The sequence below is a fragment of the Rhizobium sp. IY2 genome (assembly GCF_047532935.1).
Classification (GTDB): domain Bacteria; phylum Pseudomonadota; class Alphaproteobacteria; order Rhizobiales; family Rhizobiaceae; genus Rhizobium; species Rhizobium anhuiense.
Window position 1 is genome coordinate 1 of the sequence record NZ_JBLKNU010000001.1, and the last position, 17,558, is coordinate 17,558.

Sequence of the window (17,558 nt, forward strand, 5' to 3'; positions counted from 1 at the left end):
CACACCGCAGATATCAGCCGTAGATCAAAATCTCCATAGCCTCCGACTGTGGTCCGCGGGTTCCTTCCTCGGGGACTTTCGTACGCCTGGCGGCGCCCGAAACTCTTCACGGAAGCGGACTAACTGCTTTGGGCACCCGATGGTGGTCTAGCCGACACGATGCCGAGAACCAGCGGGCTTGCGCCCGTTAAATCTGACGGACCGACGCGAGGACAAGCGCGGCAACGATCCGAACGCGAACGTTGATCATTTAGGCGACTCGATAAGTCGTCACAGCCCTCAATCCGCAAATCAACCGCAAGGCTGCTGATAACCAGCTAACGCATCGGTATTGTCGCAACTATACATTGAAATAGAAGTCGGATCTATCCTACACTGCGCTCATTAAAACGCGACGAAAGATATATGATGGAAGTGACGCGAGAGCATTTTGTCCGAGCAGCATTGGAGATAGGCAAAAGTGGTGACAACGATACGCTTCCTTACGACATGGATTCCTCGTTCGTGCGGGACCAGGCCGAGGGACTCGCTCAAATATGTTTCGAGCTGTTCACACTTCTCGATAACAAATCTTTCAAAGACGCCAAGAATTTCATCAATGAACTCACAGTGGGGTCCGAACGGCTACTCGTGCCATCAGGGTCCCACGGGTTTCGCATCACGACCAAGCTACACCCATTCTGGAACCTGTATTTAAACGGCATTGGCCTAGCCATCGCCGAGACCAACGAGCCCCAGAGGAGCCATCGAGTTCACTCTTACCGGCTGGACGCCTCAAAATCCGCTTACTTCGACCCCTCGCGTTCCTGGAGGGCTTACAGCGAAAGCACCCTCCAGGAACCTGAATTGCAGCGGGAGGGTGCGATCGTCGTTCAAACCGACGTATCAAGTTTTTACGAACATATTTATCACCACCGCCTGGAAAACCTCATTAAAGATCTCAGTCGGTCGAACTCTACCGTTGCAGCCCAGGTGGATAGGATACTCAACCAATTGACTGCCGGTCGATCTTTTGGGTTACCGGTCGGAGGACAAGGCGCGAGAGTTCTGGCCGAAGTTATGATGACGCCCATTGATCAAATTCTCACGGAGAAAGGTATCGTATGGCACCGGTACGTGGATGACTTTACGTTGATATGCGCTTCACAACAGGACGCATATGGTGCTCTTTCAGTCCTTTCTCACGCCCTTGCCGACTATGGCTTGACGTTGAACCGCAGCAAGACAACGTTTCTCAGCGCAACGCACTACGTTGATTATGTCCAAGCACAGCTTGGTGAGGGCGAAGAAGCCAGCACAACCCTCCGCGAGCTTGACCTCCATTTTGATCCTTATTCGGATACCGCGCAAACGGAATACGAAACGCTCAAGGAGTCGTTTGCCAACATCGACATCCAATTTCTACTCGACCTTGAGAAGGAGAAGTCACAGCCCGACAGCTTTGTCCTCGCCCAGATTGGGCGGGCACTGAAATTCCAGGAGCCGCAAGTTGCTGCGCAGCTTTGCGCGACGCTTTTAGACGCCCGGAACCTCAACTCCTTCCGTGCATCTTGGTCAAAGATCATGAGAGGCGTGTTTTCAGTTCGCGCAAATGAGGAGTTTGCGGCAGTCTTTAGTCAAATCGACAGCTTGCTCGATAACGTGCCGATGGTCGCCCCCCACCTTCTCATTCCAGAAGCCAACCTTCTGCATTATCTCCGAGCCATCCGGTTCAAAAAAACCCCCCGTCGGGCGAGTTTTGTTCGCCAAGCATACGACACTCGAAAATCACAGTCCGTCAAACGGGCATGCATCGAATGCTGGGGCCACTGGGAAGATCGCGCTAATTTTATGACGCTCAGAAACGACTGGCAGAATTTGGGAGCCGACGAGCAAAGGACCTTTTGGCTAATTTCCAAGAAGTTCGGCGACGAAGGAGAGCATGCACGACAGCAATTGAAAAAGTCCCTCAATCAAGCATGGCGGCTTGGGTTTGAAAATGGCGCCAGTTCCTCTTTTGCGTCGCGCTACCTTGAGTGGATGCGAAATGTCCAGTAGTCGCTTACCACTTCGCGATCCGAGAACAGTCGCACGCGATATTCCGGGTGTATTGGACATCCTGTTCCCGCGACTGAGCGGTGGAATGGTTCAGTCGCTCAATAAAGGTTTACGTAGGATCGAGGGAATTTCCCCCGTGCCTGAAGCCATGATCGAGCAGAGTCAGCTTCAAAAAGCGATGCTTTTTGAATTGGCTTCGGTACGCGCTGAGTTGATCCTGCGAGAAGATGGTGCCCCTTCCTGGGAGGAGTGCCTCGCGCTGGCTGTTGCCAGGCAACGGCGGCATTTTGATGCCAAAATCCCTGCAAGCCTCTCTACACTCGATATGGCAGTGGCAGAACGAGCATCTGCCAATCTCGTCAGCATGCTTCATGAACTTGAGAGACATGATCGGAATTCGAGCATCGAAATCGCGCCTCGGATTCCAGGTTTGGGTTGGATCGCGCCGGGCAACGGCGACTTCGCGCTTGGCGTTCATCTGATTGAGGTCAAACATACTAATCGTAATTTCGTATCAGGCGATTTTCGGCAGGTCCTTATGTACTGGCTACTAAAGTACGCCGCATCTGTTGAAACGAACGAAACCGTCTGGTCTGAGGTTATTCTCCTTAACCCCCGCCGTAACTGCTGGCTCAAAGTGAATTTCGATTTTCTGCTCAAAACCGCATCTGCAAATCTAAATAGGGTGGAATTGTCCGAGTTGCTCCGCTCTGTCGTGGGTCAAGATGCAGATCGACGTTGAACTTGCGTCGTGGATTTACAAGCTCTGGAAGAGTAAAACGTCGAAAATGACCCAGGTTTCCCACAGGTGAAACGGCGCTAGTCTTCACCGACCGTGCCAGAAAGCAAATGTGCAAAGCACGGCTACGTTGCATACGACAATATTTCACATCACGTATTGGAGAGGTGCATGACTGAAGGTCCGATCGAACCACCGAGCCCACATCCGAAACGCGCTCTAGCGCGTGGCGTGGCCGAAGGAGCCGTTGAGATCATTCCTGGCGCAAGCCTCCTCACCAAAATCTATGCCGTTACTCATCCGCCGATCGAGGAATTGGAAAGGCAGCGATGGGAAGTGGACATGAGCCGCCGCTCGAATGAGCAGGACGAGCTCTTAAAGCGCCTTGTTGGTGCGCATCTCCGGGTGCGGGCTAATCATCAGCGCGCCAATGACGCACAACAGCTTTCGTTCATCCGAGGCGGCATGGTCAGCTCGCTAGAGGCCATCGCGCGCGAAGGTCTATCTGCCGACACCGAATCGGAGCTTCGGCGGAAGTTTGAAGCGACGACGAGTGATGTCGAGGAGTTGCTTAAGGGATTGGATGCAGCGCTCGGTAGCATGAGCGATGACGAACGGAACCGCGAGTTCGTGGACATCCTGCACGAGACGGTCTTCGGGTCTTTCGGCAAATCCTCGATCCGCAAAGATATCTCTGGGCTGCTGCATGCCGGAAGAAAGTCTATCGAGTGGCAGCGAAACGCGGCTGCTGAACTTTGTGAGCGCATTGATCGGTTCAATGCTAACCTTGCTCGATTAAGCAACTACGCGATGGAATCAGGGGATCTATGAGCCGTGACCCGGCACTCCCTATAAGGCGCGAGTGTTCGCTCGTTAGGAGCAATCATGGTTACCGCTGAACATCAACTTTAGGCGTCGGCGTCTGTTTTGGAACGATCACAACGCAGCCAGCAGCGTCCGTTTGGAAGGCGCAAAGCGGTCAAGACCGCCGTCGGCTCCTTTACTGCCGTTCGAGGTCGATCCGAGGAACGTGCGGTCTGCAGTCATAGCGCAGCAGAAGCCCGACACGTTCGATGCCACTGTCTATGCCCGCAGTACCGTGAAGTTATGTGCCTTACCAGGCGATGGGGAACTTTGGTTCGATGGCTTCCATAAAGCTGGAGTGTTCGTTCCTCACACTGTCCCGTGGGGATCACTTCCAACCATTGCTCGGCGTCTAAAGCGCGAGCCGCAACTGCGGCGTCGTTTCGGACCTTCGCCGTTCCAGCGAAGACAGCGACACGCCAAGCAGGCGTATGCCTTTTCGCGGCGGGAAGATTGGCGCGAGAAGCATATCGACCACGTCTTCAAGTTCGGCGATCGCCGGCAGAGGTGCGGGAACGGTCTTGCTGCGGGTGATCTGGCTGAAGTCGGCATATTTGACCTTGAGGGTCACCGTCTTGGCGCCGATCTCATTGGCCTCGCAGTAGCTCCAGACTTTCTCGATTAGCTGCTGAAGCCCTGCGCGCGCAGGTTCATGGGAATGGATGTCCTGCGAAAACGTGTCTTCCGCTCCGATGGATTTCCGCACACGGTCAGGCTTAACCTGGCGATTGTCGATGCCGCGAGCAATCCCATGGAAATATGGTCCTGACTTCCCGAAATGTTCGACGAGGAAGTCGAGCGTTTTCTCCTTCAGGTCCGCGCCCGTTTCGATCCCGAGCCGATGCATCTTCTCGGCCGTTGCCGGTCCCACGCCATGGAATTTCTTGACGGGAAGCTGTTCGACGAAGGCGGGGCCGTTCTTCGGGGTGATGACGGCCTGGCCGTTCGGCTTGTTGAGGTCGCTGGCCATCTTGGCCAGGAACTTATTGTACGAGATACCCGCTGACGCGTTGAGCCCCGTCGCCGCCTTGATCCTCGCGCGGATTTCCGCGGCGATCTCCGTCGCGATCTCCATTCCTTTGAGATTTTCAGTGACGTCGAGATAGGCCTCGTCGAGTGACAACGGCTCGATCATCGGCGTGTATTCGGCGAAGATCGCCCGGATCTGCAACGACACGGCTTTGTAAACATCAAAGCGCGGCTTGACGAAGATGAGGTCCGGGCATTTCCGCTGGGCGGTCACCGAAGGCATGGCGGAATGGACGCCGAATTTGCGTGCCTCGTAGCTGGCGGCCGCCACGACCCCGCGGGCGGCAGGACTGCCGACAGCAACCGGCACACCTCGCAGCTCCGGATTGTCGCGCTGCTCGACCGATGCGTAGAAGGCGTCCATGTCGACATGCACGATCTTGCGCGGCCGTTCGCGGTTGTCTTCGCCTGTCATTATCTAGCTTCCATCAGCGAGACCGTCACTCAAACATGGGAAGTGTGCTCCACACTTGTCACCCTTGGTCGCCTGCATCCGCTCGCAGCCCATGGCCATGCGCCGGCGGATTTCCGCGAAGGTGACGCTTGCGCCAAACGCTTTCACCAACGTTTTCCGCTCAAGCGCACTATGGCGGTTGCACACACGGCAGAGGAGTTCGACCACCGGGACCTTGTGATCTTTCAGTCTAGGGATCGCATCGTCCACAAGCCGCGTTCGGCGCATCCGAAAATATTCCTTCCTCGTCATCCGATTGAATCCGCTGGCGATTTATTTGCCTTGCACTCGTGCTCAACTTCAGCGGGTCACATGCGCATTGACTCATTTGCGCCATAGGAACAAATACAGAACATATTGCTGTTTCTCAAGCTGAAAACGGGTTGCCGCCAAAGGGAGATCATGAACTCAGCCGTCGCCACAAACGCCGTCCTCGACGGCCTGCGCGAACAGATTGCGCACCTGGAAAGCGCCAGTCAGCGCAAGCGAGGCGTTTTGCCTTTCGGCGTGGCACAGATCGACGAGCGGCTTCCGGGCGGTGGGTTGGCCTATGGGGCGCTGCACGAGTGTGCTGGCGGCGGGGCGGGCACCGTCGATGGTGCGGCCGCCGCCCTGTTCGTGGCCGGGATAGCCGCTCGCACTCAAGGCAAGGTCGTCTGGTGCCTGACACGTCCCGACCTGTTCTTCCCGGCCCTGGCGCAGGCGGGTCTGCATCCGAACCGGGTCGTCTTCGTCGAGTCCGACAAGGAGGAGGACGTCCTTGCCAATATGGAGGAGGGCCTCTCGTACGGCGGGCTCGGCGCGGTGATAGGCGAGATTGTCCGCCTGCCGATGGCGGCGTCGCGCCGGCTGCAGCTTGCCGCCGAGAAGACCGGCACGATGGCGCTCGCAGTGCGGCGGTGGCGACGGCAGACCGAGGCCAGCGACTTCGGGCAGCCGACGGCCGCGACCACGCGCTGGAGGGTGAGCGTCATTCCAAGCGAGGAGCTGCCGGTTCCAGGCGTCGGGCGGGCGAGGTGGTTTTTGGAACTGATGAGGGTGAAAGCGGGTGAGTGTGCCGAGTTCGAAGTAGGAGCCTGCGATGCCAAGGGTCGTATCGATATTTTTTCCCGACCTGCCGACCGACAGGATCAGGCGGGCCGATCCCGCTATTCCCGTTGACCAGGCGATCGCCGTCATTTCGAAGAGCGGCTCCAAACGCTGGGTGTCGGCCGCCGATCCTGCAGCCAGGAAGGCCGGCGTCCATGTGGGCATGCCGGCCGCCAAGGCGCAGGCGCTTTTCCAGGGACTCTTGATGATCGACGCCGATCTCGCCGCCGATGCCGCGGCGCTCGAGCGCATCACCATGTGGGCGCTGAGCCAGTATTCCCCGATCGTCGCCGTCGACGCGCCGGACGGCATCGTCATAGACACGGAGGGCGCCGACCATCTGCAGGGCGGCGAGGAGCGGATGTTGACGAGCATCGCCAACCGCTTCCGCGCCAAGGGCCTGGCAACACGGGTCGCCATCGCCGACACTTGGGGTACCGCAAACGCATGCGCCAGAGCGATCAGTCGCGAGACCGTCATCGTTCCGAGGGGCGAGACCGTTCGGGCGGTCGAGAAGCTGCCGATCTCTCTTCTACGGCTCCCTGAGAAGATCGTCGGCGACCTGCGGACACTCGGCTTCAAGACCATCGGCGAACTCGCCAATACGCCACGTGCCCCGCTGACGCTCCGCTTCGGACCGGAAATCGGCCGCCGCCTCGACCAAATGTTCGGCCGCACACCGGAGCCTATCGATCCCATCCGAACAGCCGAGCTTGTCGAAGTCAGCAGGGCGTTCGCTGAACCCATCGGCGCCGCGGAGACCATCAACAAGTATGTCGCCCGGCTGGTTGTCCAGCTTGTCGATGAGCTACAGAGAAGGGGTCTCGGCGTCCGTCGCGCCGACCTTATTGTCGAGACGGTCGACGGCACCCGGCAAGCCATCCGCGCCGGGACCGCCAAACCCGCGCGCGATGTCGCCTGGCTGACGAAGCTATTCAAAGACAGAACCGAGAAGATCGAACCCGGCTTCGGTATCGAGAAGATGACGCTAGTGGCGGTCATGGCGGAGCCGCTGGAGGAAGCGCAGAAGTCGTCGTCGCTTGTCGAAGACGAGGTCGTGGACCTCACGCCGCTAATCGACATCTACGGCAACCGTGGCCAACGCGTCTATCGCGTAGCCCCCGTTGCTTCCGACGTTCCCGAGCGTTCGGTCCAGAGGATCGGTGCCGCATCCGATCCGATAGAGACTGCCTGGGTTAATCACTGGCGTCGGCCCGTCCGCCTGCTGGCGCGGCCAGAGCAGGTTGATGTGATGGCGCTGCTGCCAGACCATCCGCCCGTCTGGATTATGTGGCGGGGCAAGCGCCGGAAGGTGAAGAACGCCGATGGGCCAGAGCGGATTTTCGGGGAATGGTGGGAACGCAACTCGGAGATGGCGGCGGTCCGCGACTATTTCGTGATCGAGGACGAGGGCGGTGAGCGGCTCTGGATCTTCCGGTCCGGCGATGGCGTGGATACGGAAACAGGCAGCCATAAATGGTTCGTGCACGGGGTCTTCGCATGAGATACGCGGAGCTGCAGGTCACGACACATTTTTCGTTCCTGCGGGGTGCGAGTTCGGCGCAGGAGCTGTTCGAGACCGCCAAGATGCTGGGGATCGATGCCGTCGGCGTCGTCGACAGAAATTCGCTTGCAGGGATTGTTCGGGCGCTGGAAGCCTCGCGGTCGACCGGGATCCGGCTTGTCGTCGGCTGTCGCCTCGATTTGCAGGACGGGATGTCGATCCTCGTCTACCCCACCGACCGCGCCGCTTACTCCCGGCTGACACGCCTCATCACGCTGGGTAAGTCCCGAGGCGGCAAGAACAACTGCATCCTGCACCTGGATGATGTCGTTGCGTATTCCGACGGCATGATTGGCATCCTTGTACCGGATCTGCCCGACGAGAGATGCGCGGTCCAGCTCAGGAAGATGGCGGAGATATTCGGCGACCGGGCGTATCTCTTGCTCTGTCTCCGACGGCGCCCGAACGATCAGTTGCGGCTACATGACCTGTCGAATATGGCGACGAAGTTCAGGGTGAAGACGGTCGTCACGAACGACGTGTTATTCCACGAGCCGGGCAGGCGGCAGCTACAAGACGTCGTGACCTGCATCCGGCACAACACGACGATCGACGAGGTTGGTTTCGAGCGCGAGCGACATGCCGATCGGTTTCTCAAGCCTCCTGAGGAGATGGAGCGCCTTTTCCCGCGCTACCCGGAAGCGCTGAGACGCACGATGGAGATCGTCGAACGCTGCAAGTTCAGCCTCGAAGAGCTGACCTACCAGTATCCGGAAGAAGCCATCGTCCCCGGAAAGACCGCGCAGGAATCCCTTGAGCACTATCTGTGGGAATGCGTGCCCGACCGCTATCCGGAAGGCCTGCCGCCGGAGGTGCTGAAGACCGTCCGGCACGAGCTCGACCTCATCCAGATGATGAAGTATGCCCCGTATTTTTTGACGGTCTTCAGCATCGTCAAATACGCGCGCAGCCAGGGTATTCTCTGTCAGGGCCGCGGATCGGCCGCGAATTCGGCCGTGTGCTACATCCTCGGTATCACGAGCATTGATCCCTCGACAAACGATCTTCTGTTCGAGCGCTTCGTTTCGCAGGAACGAGACGAGCCGCCGGATATCGACGTCGACTTCGAGCATGAACGCCGCGAGGAGGTCATTCAGTGGATCTACCAGACCTATACGCGCGAAAAAGCCGCTCTCTGTGCGACGGTCACCAGATATCGGGCCAAGGGAGCCATCCGCGATGTCGGCAAGGCGCTGGGCCTGCCGGAGGACGTGATCAAGGCGCTGTCATCTGGCATGTGGTCATGGTCGGAGGAGGTTCCTGACCAAAACATCCGCGACCTTGGCCTGAACCCCAATGATCGCCGTCTTGCACTCACCTTGCGGTTGGCGCAGCAGCTTATGGGCGCGCCTAGACATCTGGGCCAGCATCCAGGCGGCTTTGTGTTGACGCATGACAGGCTGGACGACCTTGTGCCGATAGAACCCGCCTCGATGAAGGATCGCCAGATCATCGAGTGGGATAAGGATGACGTGGAGGCGTTGAAATTCATGAAGGTCGACGTGCTGGCGCTGGGCATGCTCACCTGCATGTCGAAGGCTTTCGACCTGATCCGGGAACACAAGGAGGTCGACCTCGATCTCGCGAAGATCGAGCAGGAAGACTCGAAGACCTACGCGATGATCAGGCGCGCGGACACGCTCGGCACTTTCCAGATTGAATCCCGCGCGCAGATGTCGATGCTCCCGAGGCTTCGACCGCAGACCTTTTACGATCTCGTGGTTCAGGTCGCGATTGTCAGGCCGGGGCCGATCCAAGGCGATATGGTCCACCCCTATCTTCGCCGCCGTGAAGGCAAGGAAAAGATCGAATACCCGACACCGGAACTGGAGGCCGTTCTCGGGAAGACCCTCGGAGTGCCACTCTTCCAAGAAAGCGCGATGCGCGTGGCTATGGTCTGCGCCGGGTTCACGGGCGGGGAGGCCGACCAGCTCCGGAAGAGCATGGCAACCTTCAAGTTCACGGGCGGCGTATCGAGGTTCAAGGACAAGCTGGTATCCGGGATGGTCAAGAATGGCTACACCGCAGAGTTCGCAGAGAAGACCTTCTCACAGCTCGAGGGATTCGGATCCTATGGTTTCCCCGAAAGCCATGCGGCCTCGTTCGCTCTCATCGCCTACGCCTCCAGCTTCGTGAAGTGCCATTATCCGGACGCGTTCTGTGCGTCGCTCCTGAATTCGCAGCCCATGGGATTCTACGCTCCGGCACAGATCGTGGGCGATGCCCGAAATCACGGTGTCGAGGTTCGACCCGTCTGCATCAATCGCTCCCGGTGGGACTGCACGCTTGAACCTATCGGCGACACCGGCGACCATGCTGTCCGTCTCGGGATGCGAATGGTGAAGGGCCTGGCCACCGTCGATGCCGCTCGCATCATCGCCGCGCGGACGCAGGCCGGCTTCGATAGCGTGGACGACATGTGGCGGCGTTCCGGTGTCCTCGCCGAAGCGCTCGTGCAGCTCGCGGACGCGGATGCTTTCCGCCCATCGCTGAAGCTCGAGCGACGTGACGCCCTCTGGGCCATCAAGGCGCTCCGTGACGAACCGCTACCTCTGTTTGCGGCGGCTGCCGAACGAGAGATGAAGACAATCGCCGAACAGCAGGAGCCTGAGGTAGTGCTCAGGCAGATGACTGCGGGCCATAACGTGGTCGCCGACTACAGCCACACCGGGCTGACACTCCGGGAACATCCCGTCGCGTTCCTGCGCAAGGATCTGCAGAAGCGGAACATCGTGACCTGCGCGGACGCGATGAACGCGCGGGACGGCCGCTGGCTGATGGCGGCGGGACTTGTCCTGGTGAGGCAGATGCCTGGGTCGGCAAAGGGGGTCATGTTCGTGACCATCGAGGACGAGACCGGGCCTGCAAACATCGTCGTCTGGCCGAGCCTGTTCGAGAAACGGCGGCGGGTTGTGCTGGGATCGTCAATGATGGCGATCAACGGCAGGATCCAGCGGGAAGGCGATGTCGTCCATCTCGTCGCCCAGCAGGTCTTCGACCTGTCCGGCGATCTCTCCGGACTGGCCGACCGCGACATCGACTTCAAGCTGCCGACGGGCAGGGGTGACGAGTTCGCGCATGGATCCCCTGGAAGCCCGGATTCACGAGACGGGCCGAAGCCAGTCCCGCGGCCGCGCGATATCTTCGTCAGGGATCTCCACATTGACACGCTCAAGGTGAAGGCAAGGAATTTCCACTAGGCGCTCAAAAAGCTACTTCCTCGATCTGTGGTTTCCTGCTCCTGCAACTTTCAATAACGGGGTAGCTGGCGGCGCTCGCACCCACTGCGGGCACTGACATGCTTGGCTTCGAGACTCCTCAATCTTTGAGCCCAACTCAAACTTCTAATCCAGGTTCTTAGATTTGGTTGCGCAGCGGCCTGAACGAGTCGCGAAGCTCAGCCGTAAACAGCTCCGGCTGTTCCCAGGCGGCGAAATGCCCGCCCTTTTCCGGCCTGTTGTAGTGGATGAGCTTCGGATAGGCCTTTTCCGCCCAGCTCTGCGGCGCCTGGTAAATCTCATCCGGGAAGGCGCTGACGGCCACCGGGATCTTGATGCCGCGCGGATCGAAGAAACCGCCCGAGGGGAAATGCGCATTGTCCCAGTAGAGCCGTGCCGAGGAGATCGCCGTGTTCGTCAGCCAGTAGAGCGTGACATTGTCGAGGATATCGTCAGGCGTGAGGCCCTCCTTCTCGCCGTCGAAGGAACGGGCAATCATCCGATAGCTGCGGATGTCATGGTCGAGCATCCAAGAGGCGAGGCCGATGGGCGAGTCGACGATGCCGTAAAGCGTCTGCGGCCGGTTGTTCATCTCGATCGCATAGCCGAGGCCGTTCTTGTAGAAATCGTCGAGCTGCTCGTAGGCGCGCTTTTCATCGGCCGAAAGATCTGCAGTGGCCGGGCTGCCGGCCGAAAGCGCCTTGGCGACATCAGCGGGCACGGTCGCTGCCATATTGGTGTGGATGCCGAGCAAGCCCGGAGGCTCCTGCACCGCCATCAGTTCGGAAACGGCATTGCCCCAGTCGCCGCCCTGGGCCACGTATTTCGTGTAACCAAGACGCTGCATCAGCACGGCCCAGGCCTTGGCGATGCGTGGCGGATTCCAGCCGGGCTGCTTTGGCTTGCCCGAGAAGCCATAGCCCGGCAGCGAGGGGATGACGACGTGGAAGGCATCAGCTTCCGTGCCGCCGAAGGCGGTCGGATCGGTGAGTGGCTTGATGATCTTCATCTGCTCGATGATCGAGCCCGGCCAGCCATGGGTGATGATGATGGGCAGCGCCTTCTCGTGCTTGGAGCGCACATGGATGAAATGAATGTCGAGACCGTCGATCTCGGTCATGAACTGCGGGAAGGAATTGAGCCGGGTCTCGACCATGCGCCAGTCATGGCCCTTCCAGTGCTTGGCGACTTTCTGGATCGTATCAAGCCGCACACCCTGCGTATCATCCGTCACCGTCTCGCGGTCCGGCCAGCGGGTCGCTGCAACACGACGTCGAAGATCCTTAAGCTGCTCGTCGGTGGCCGAAAACTTGAACGGTGTGATGTCGGGGGTTGTGGTCGAAGCGGCGAGTGTTCCTGGGAGCATACCCATCGCGCCTGCGGCTGCGGCGACGGCGAGAACTGTTCGACGTGTGACTTCGGGCTGTATACGGGGCATGGCATCCTCCTGCGTGTTTGCTAGGGTTGATAGGAGGAAGGTCACACTGAACAGGCGTGGGGACTATTGCACCATGGTATCGCCGACACTTTAGTATGTACGATGTTCTTCGTTGCGCCTCTGCAAGCCTCGCAATGTAACAAAGCACCTGAGACCTTTACGAAGGTACAACATCTCGGATGACGAGATTGCTTCGAGTACTCAAAAAATGACCGCGCCTTGACTGTGGGAAAGTGAGGTATGGAAGCAGACCTCTGGAAACCTTTCGACATCCTGCCTGGGTTAGTCTGAGCAACAGGCAAAAGAGCTTCGGGAACGCGGCTGGACGGCGACAATTCATCCAGATGACATCGAGTGGGTCCGCGATAGTTGGCACGATGCGGTCGCCAGGGGTGGTTCCGCGGATTTCGAGATGCGCCTTCGTCGGTGCGGCATTATGGAGCAAACGCCCGGCACTTGCGCCAAAATGCCGGAATTGTGTGACACTACTCTCCATGACCGAGACTGCGAGGGGACCGTCAGGTCACGAGGGAAGCGAGGCGGAGCGCGTTCTGCAGCTCGTCATCACTGAACGGTTTGAACAGGCACCCCACCGCTCCGTCGCTTATCAGGCGCGCGCGCACCATCTCGTCAGCGAATGCGGTCACAAAAATGATCGGAAAGCGTAGATTTCTACGTCTAAGCTCGCGCTGCAATTCGGGACCGGTCATGCCCGGCATTGCCACGTCCAGGATGATGCCGTCACTCGTCTCCAGTGCCTGCGATCCGAGGAAGGCCTCCGCGGATGGAAATGCTTCCACCGACAGACCGAACGATCGGAGCAGGTCTGGGAGAGCTTCTCGTACAGACTCGTCGTCATCGATCACCGATACGAACTTTGATCGCTTTCTCATCGAACTGTCCCGGAGGGCGAGTGGGGCCTGTCTCGAACTTCAACGTCGCAAGGTTCTCCGGCAACGTCATATGTCGGAATGGCAAACGCAACTGTTGCGCCATGGCTATTGTTCGCTTTCGCCCACAGCCGTCCATTGTGGTTTTCGACTATGGATCGACTGACAGATAGTCCGATGCCCATGCCATCGGGTTTGGTGGTATAGAAAGCGTCGAAGATCCGTCCCATCTCCTGCGAGGCGAATCCGACTCCGTCGTCACTCACTGAAACCTGGACCTCACCTGTCGGATCTGCTTGGGTTTTGATTATGATTTGCTTCGGCCTGTCGTTGATCCCAGCCAGAGCCTCGATGGCGTTTCGGAGCAGGTTCATGATCACCTGCTGGAGCTGGACACGGGCACCTGCGACGGGTGGCAGGTTATGACCGAATTCTGTCGCGACTGACACGCGCGCCCGCTGGAGGTCGCTCAATGCCAAGGCGACCACTTCGCTTGCGATCTCGTTCATGTCGATCGGCTCGATGATCGGAGGTTTTCTGCTGAACAGCGCCCGCAGCCTGACGATCACGTCCGCGGCCCGGTTGGCATCGCGGATCATACGGCGAGCCGAGTCTTTCGCGACATCCATGTTGGGCGGTTCCGTAGCCAGGACGCGAAGACACGTGTTCGCATTGGTGACGATCCCGGCAAGAGGCTGATTGACCTCGTGGGCGATCGACGCCGTCAGCACGCCAAGGCTTGTAACGCGCGTGACATAGGCGAGCTCGGACCGAACCTGGTTGAGTGTCTCTTCTGCCCGCCGGCTTTCAGTTACGTCCTGCACTGCGCCAGTCAGTTCCTGCTCGCCGTCCTTGTTTCGCTCGCTGTGAGCCAGGACGCGAACGTGCTTCATCGACTTGTCGGGCATAACCAGCGTGATGTCGTAGTCGAAGTCACCACTTCCTTCGCGCGCGCGTTCGAGGACGCGCTGCACCCTTGCAAAGCTGTCGTGATCTAGGCGCGACAGAATCGTGCGCAGCGTCACTCTCGTGGAAGGATCGATACCGAAGATGCGATAAGTTTCCGCCGACCAGGTGACCTCGTCGGTGCCAAGCTTGAGCGAGAAGCTTCCTGTCTTGCTGAGCCGCTGGGCGTCGGCCAGAAAAGCTTCGCTTCTGCGGAGATTTTCCTCGGTACGTTTTCGATCGTCTATATCCGTCAGCAGGCCATACCAACGCACGATCTGACCGTCCGTGTTTCGCAATGGCAACCCGCGAAGCTGAAACCAGCGCCATGTTCCATCATGCCGGAGGAAGCGGGTCTCGTAGTCATAGGGTTCTCCGGTCGCGATGGCTCCCATGAAACTGTCGATGCAGATCTGGAGATCGTCGGGATGGGTGATCCCATTCGTCGCCCAGTTGTCGAGCTCCTCGATAGGGCGCTGGAAATAGTCGATTATCTGCTGGTTGCCGCCAATCAGTTTGGCGTCCGGAGAAAAGATCGCAATCATTCCCGCTATGCCGTCGATGACCAATCGCGATTCGCGTTCACGTTCCGCCAGCGCTTCTTCTGCCTGCTTCCGATCGTCGATGTCCATGTGAAGGGCGTACCACCGGATGATCTTGCCATCCTCCGACTTCAAGGGATGTCCGGTGACCTGGAACCAGCGATATGTTCCGTCGGCGCGCCGCAGACGCACCTCTCTATCATACGGAGATCCGGATGCGACAGCATCCGACACGGCTGCGATCATTCGGGGCATGTCGTCCGGATGCACAACATCCGTGTTGCCCCAATCGCGCAGCTCCTCGAGCTTGCGTCCGTAGTACCTCAACAGCGGTCCATTGATCGCCTCGACCTTTCCATCTGGAGCCAGGACGGCGATCCCGGCCGGGATGCTCTCCAATACTAGTTGCGCTTCGCGCTCGCGCATGGCAAGCGCCAATTCAGCCTTTTTGCGGTCATCGATGTCGACGAGAAGATGAAACCAACGTAGAATATTTCCGTCCCGGTCCTTGAAGGGCAAGCCAAGCACATTGTGCCAGCGATAGACGCCGTCCGAACGGAGATGACGGCTTTCGACATTGTAGAAGGTCGCGGTCCTGTGGGCCTCGAGCTGATCGGCGATGGTATGCTGCAGGTCTTCGGGATGGACGACCTCGATCGCCTTCCAGTTCTTCAATTCCTCCAGCGTCATGCCGAAGTATTCGAGAGCAGGATTGTTCAATGCTTCAACGTCTCCAGTCGGTGTGGTGACCGCGACTGGAACAGGAATGCTATCCACGATGCGCTGAAAGTCCGTTTCGTGCTCGGTACGACTATCCGTGCTTGCAAGCTCACGTTCGTTGGCAAGACCATACCATTTCTGGACCTTGCTGTCTTTGAGCATGGGGTTGCACCGGACCCTCAGAAGGCGGCGCTCGCCGTCAGCCCGCAGGGTTGGGATATCCATCTCGAATGGCTCGTCCCGAGATAGCATCGATCGAAACCTATCGACGATCATCGACGCCTCCGCAGGTTCCCCGTGCACCGGCCATTCCCACGCGTTTGTCTCGGCCATCGGGACGCCGGAAAAATGGGCCAGGTCCCTATTCACAAAATCGATGCGTCCGTCCGGAAGAGCGCTGAACACCATCCCAGGCAGCGCGTCGAGAACCCGACCGAGTTCCGTCTGCATGCATGTCCTTTCAAGGGCTGACCTACCCTTTTCGTGCACTGTATGGTTTCCGCCACCTCTCGTACATTGTCCTATGGTGTCGGATGGGCCAGACTATGCTGAGATTGCACGCGAGCTCACAGTCTCCTAGGCGAAAACCCGATCCAGCGTTTCCTGCAGGGCGACATCGCTAAACGGCTTGAACAGGCAGGCAACCGCGCAGTTCTGCATGAGGGGAATTCGATCGTTCTCGTCCTTGTGGGCTGTGATGAAGACGACTGGAATTCGGTCACCGCGACGGATCAACTCTTCCTCAAGTTCGGGACCGGACATGCCAGGCATAGCGACGTCGCGTATCAGGCAGTTCGTTCTTGATACCCATTCGGAATCCAAGAACTTGTCGGCAGAGGAGAATGCACGGACGTCGTATCCGAATATCCGGATCAGGTCGGGAAAAGACTCTCTGACCGACTCATCATCAACGACAGACACCAGCGCGCGCTCGGTCGTCATTGTCGATGCGCCTTCGTCGCGCTGTGGCTGTCTTGCGTTCTCTGGGCCCTTAACGAAAAGCCAAATATTGCGCCGCCTGCGGCGGCGATCTGGGCTGAAGCATGCCGCGGCAGCGCAGGATTGTCTGCATGGATATTGTCCGGGTTCTGCGTCGTCACAATATCCCTTCATAAGCTGGAACATCTAATTTGCTTGTCGTAGCCGGTAGCCGTCCGACCGTCGCACCATGCTTTTGCGAGGACGATGTCGTCACCGCATTATGCATCACCCTGGCGGTATCCAACTATTGTGCAATGGTGTCGGTTTCAGCGGAAAATGAGCGAGCCCGCGATGCCGCTCGTCCCGGCTTGGCCTCATTCAGCGCCGCCACGCACAATGGTAATCAAATCGGGAGAGGACCGCCCAACTGCTCGCTCACCATATATTCGGCGTACCAGTCCGGCCATTCATCGTCGTGTTTCCCACCCATGCGTTTCTCATGTTCGCCATGGGCTTCGGCGGCACGACGAAGCGCGTTTGCAAGATCGGCGGCGGAGCTGAAGGCTGCACCCGTGGCTTCGATGCGGCCAGGAAGTCTCGCGGTCACTTCCTGTAAAAGCCATCCGTTTCCGTCAGGATCGCTGAAGGAGGCAAACGAGCCATAGCTGGCGCGAGAGGGGTGGGGGCCGGCGACGCGCCCATCGGTGCCTTTGTGATGGAACACGCCACCCGCGTCATGGAAGACCCCGCTCATTTCGGCGCCGCGAGCGGCGAGTGCCGCATGGACCATCTCGATGTCCGAGACGATGAGATGGAGTCCTTGCGCTGATCCCGGGACGGCCGCAGTGACGTTCCTGCCGAAGATGACCGAGCAGGACGATCCTGGAGGCGTTACCTGGACGACCCTGAAGCCGTCTGCGCCAGAAACATCGGCGTCAAGTCTCCAGCCAAGGCGTGTGTAGAATGACTTCGCGCGATCAACGTCAGATACCGGTATCACAACGACCTCAAGCTTCATGTCGATGTCGTTCACGGCGGTGGCAGACTGAGTGCTGCGCTCCTGGACGGTCATTCACCTTCTCCCTCTGTGTGTCCCTGCGGACTGCTA

At 58.7% G+C, this 17,558-nt stretch carries 13 protein-coding genes and 1 pseudogene; 7 read left to right on the plus strand and 7 right to left on the minus strand.

Going from position 1 to position 17,558, the window contains the following annotated elements:
- Nucleotides 1-405 precede the first annotated feature (405 nt).
- The 3 genes from ACMUVN_RS00005 to ACMUVN_RS00015 all read left to right on the plus strand — a co-directional run bounded on the left by ACMUVN_RS00005 (nt 406) and on the right by ACMUVN_RS00015 (nt 3,607).
- The gene (locus ACMUVN_RS00005) at nt 406-2,037 is read left to right on the plus strand and encodes an RNA-directed DNA polymerase (protein ID WP_414814729.1); all 1,632 of its coding nucleotides are present in this window, start codon (nt 406-408) and stop codon (nt 2,035-2,037) included.
- Nucleotides 2,027-2,779, plus strand: coding sequence for a hypothetical protein (locus ACMUVN_RS00010; protein WP_168278176.1), 753 nt, complete (start codon nt 2,027-2,029; stop codon nt 2,777-2,779). Before ACMUVN_RS00005 ends, ACMUVN_RS00010 begins: the two co-directional genes overlap by 11 nt.
- Before the next feature lie 168 nt (nt 2,780-2,947).
- Nucleotides 2,948-3,607, plus strand: a complete 660-nt coding sequence (locus ACMUVN_RS00015) for a hypothetical protein (protein WP_168278178.1) — start codon at nt 2,948-2,950, stop codon at nt 3,605-3,607.
- Between the two features lie 385 nt (nt 3,608-3,992).
- Here the strand turns inward: ACMUVN_RS00015 and dinB are convergent, their stop codons facing one another.
- Nucleotides 3,993-5,084: a DNA polymerase IV gene (dinB, locus tag ACMUVN_RS00020; protein WP_414814730.1), complete on the minus strand. Its 1,092-nt coding sequence runs from the start codon at nt 5,082-5,084 to the stop codon at nt 3,993-3,995.
- A gap of 3 nt (nt 5,085-5,087) precedes the next feature.
- Entirely contained in the window at nt 5,088-5,351 is a 264-nt protein-coding gene (locus ACMUVN_RS00025) for a hypothetical protein (protein ID WP_414815003.1), read from the minus strand.
- Between the two features lie 174 nt (nt 5,352-5,525).
- On the opposite strand from ACMUVN_RS00025, the gene ACMUVN_RS00030 reads away from it, so the two are divergent.
- The 3 genes from ACMUVN_RS00030 to ACMUVN_RS00040 are packed head-to-tail and all read left to right on the plus strand — an operon-like array spanning nt 5,526 to nt 10,976.
- Nucleotides 5,526-6,284 (plus strand): ImuA family protein, encoded by a 759-nt coding sequence (locus ACMUVN_RS00030; RefSeq protein WP_414814731.1) that lies wholly within the window; start codon nt 5,526-5,528, stop codon nt 6,282-6,284.
- Complete coding sequence (locus tag ACMUVN_RS00035; protein ID WP_414814732.1) at nt 6,205-7,716, plus strand: Y-family DNA polymerase; 1,512 nt, start codon at nt 6,205-6,207, stop codon at nt 7,714-7,716. Before ACMUVN_RS00030 ends, ACMUVN_RS00035 begins: the two co-directional genes overlap by 80 nt.
- The gene (locus ACMUVN_RS00040; protein ID WP_414814733.1) at nt 7,713-10,976 is read left to right on the plus strand and encodes an error-prone DNA polymerase; all 3,264 of its coding nucleotides are present in this window, start codon (nt 7,713-7,715) and stop codon (nt 10,974-10,976) included. Before ACMUVN_RS00035 ends, ACMUVN_RS00040 begins: the two co-directional genes overlap by 4 nt.
- Before the next feature lie 157 nt (nt 10,977-11,133).
- On the opposite strand, the gene ACMUVN_RS00045 is transcribed toward ACMUVN_RS00040, so the two are convergent.
- Complete coding sequence (locus tag ACMUVN_RS00045; RefSeq protein ID WP_131720414.1) at nt 11,134-12,432, minus strand: epoxide hydrolase family protein; 1,299 nt, start codon at nt 12,430-12,432, stop codon at nt 11,134-11,136.
- A 310-nt stretch (nt 12,433-12,742) separates the two neighbouring features.
- On the opposite strand from ACMUVN_RS00045, the pseudogene ACMUVN_RS00050 reads away from it, so the two are divergent.
- Nucleotides 12,743-13,003, plus strand: a pseudogene (locus tag ACMUVN_RS00050) (hypothetical protein); the annotation flags it as partial.
- Here ACMUVN_RS00050 and ACMUVN_RS00055 read toward each other — a convergent pair.
- The 4 genes from ACMUVN_RS00055 to ACMUVN_RS00070 all read right to left on the minus strand — a co-directional run bounded on the left by ACMUVN_RS00055 (nt 12,951) and on the right by ACMUVN_RS00070 (nt 17,522).
- Entirely contained in the window at nt 12,951-13,325 is a 375-nt protein-coding gene (locus ACMUVN_RS00055; protein WP_168278198.1) for a response regulator, read from the minus strand. The pseudogene ACMUVN_RS00050 and the gene ACMUVN_RS00055 overlap by 53 nt on opposite strands.
- Complete coding sequence (locus tag ACMUVN_RS00060; protein ID WP_414814734.1) at nt 13,322-15,979, minus strand: PAS domain-containing protein; 2,658 nt, start codon at nt 15,977-15,979, stop codon at nt 13,322-13,324. The genes ACMUVN_RS00055 and ACMUVN_RS00060 overlap by 4 nt, the downstream gene beginning before the upstream one ends.
- Before the next feature lie 126 nt (nt 15,980-16,105).
- Nucleotides 16,106-16,471: a response regulator gene (locus ACMUVN_RS00065; RefSeq protein WP_414814735.1), complete on the minus strand. Its 366-nt coding sequence runs from the start codon at nt 16,469-16,471 to the stop codon at nt 16,106-16,108.
- 382 nt (nt 16,472-16,853) lie between these two features.
- A complete protein-coding gene (locus ACMUVN_RS00070) occupies nt 16,854-17,522 on the minus strand; it encodes a VOC family protein (RefSeq protein WP_414814736.1) in 669 nt (222 codons plus the stop codon).
- Between the last annotated feature and the right edge of the window lie 36 nt (nt 17,523-17,558).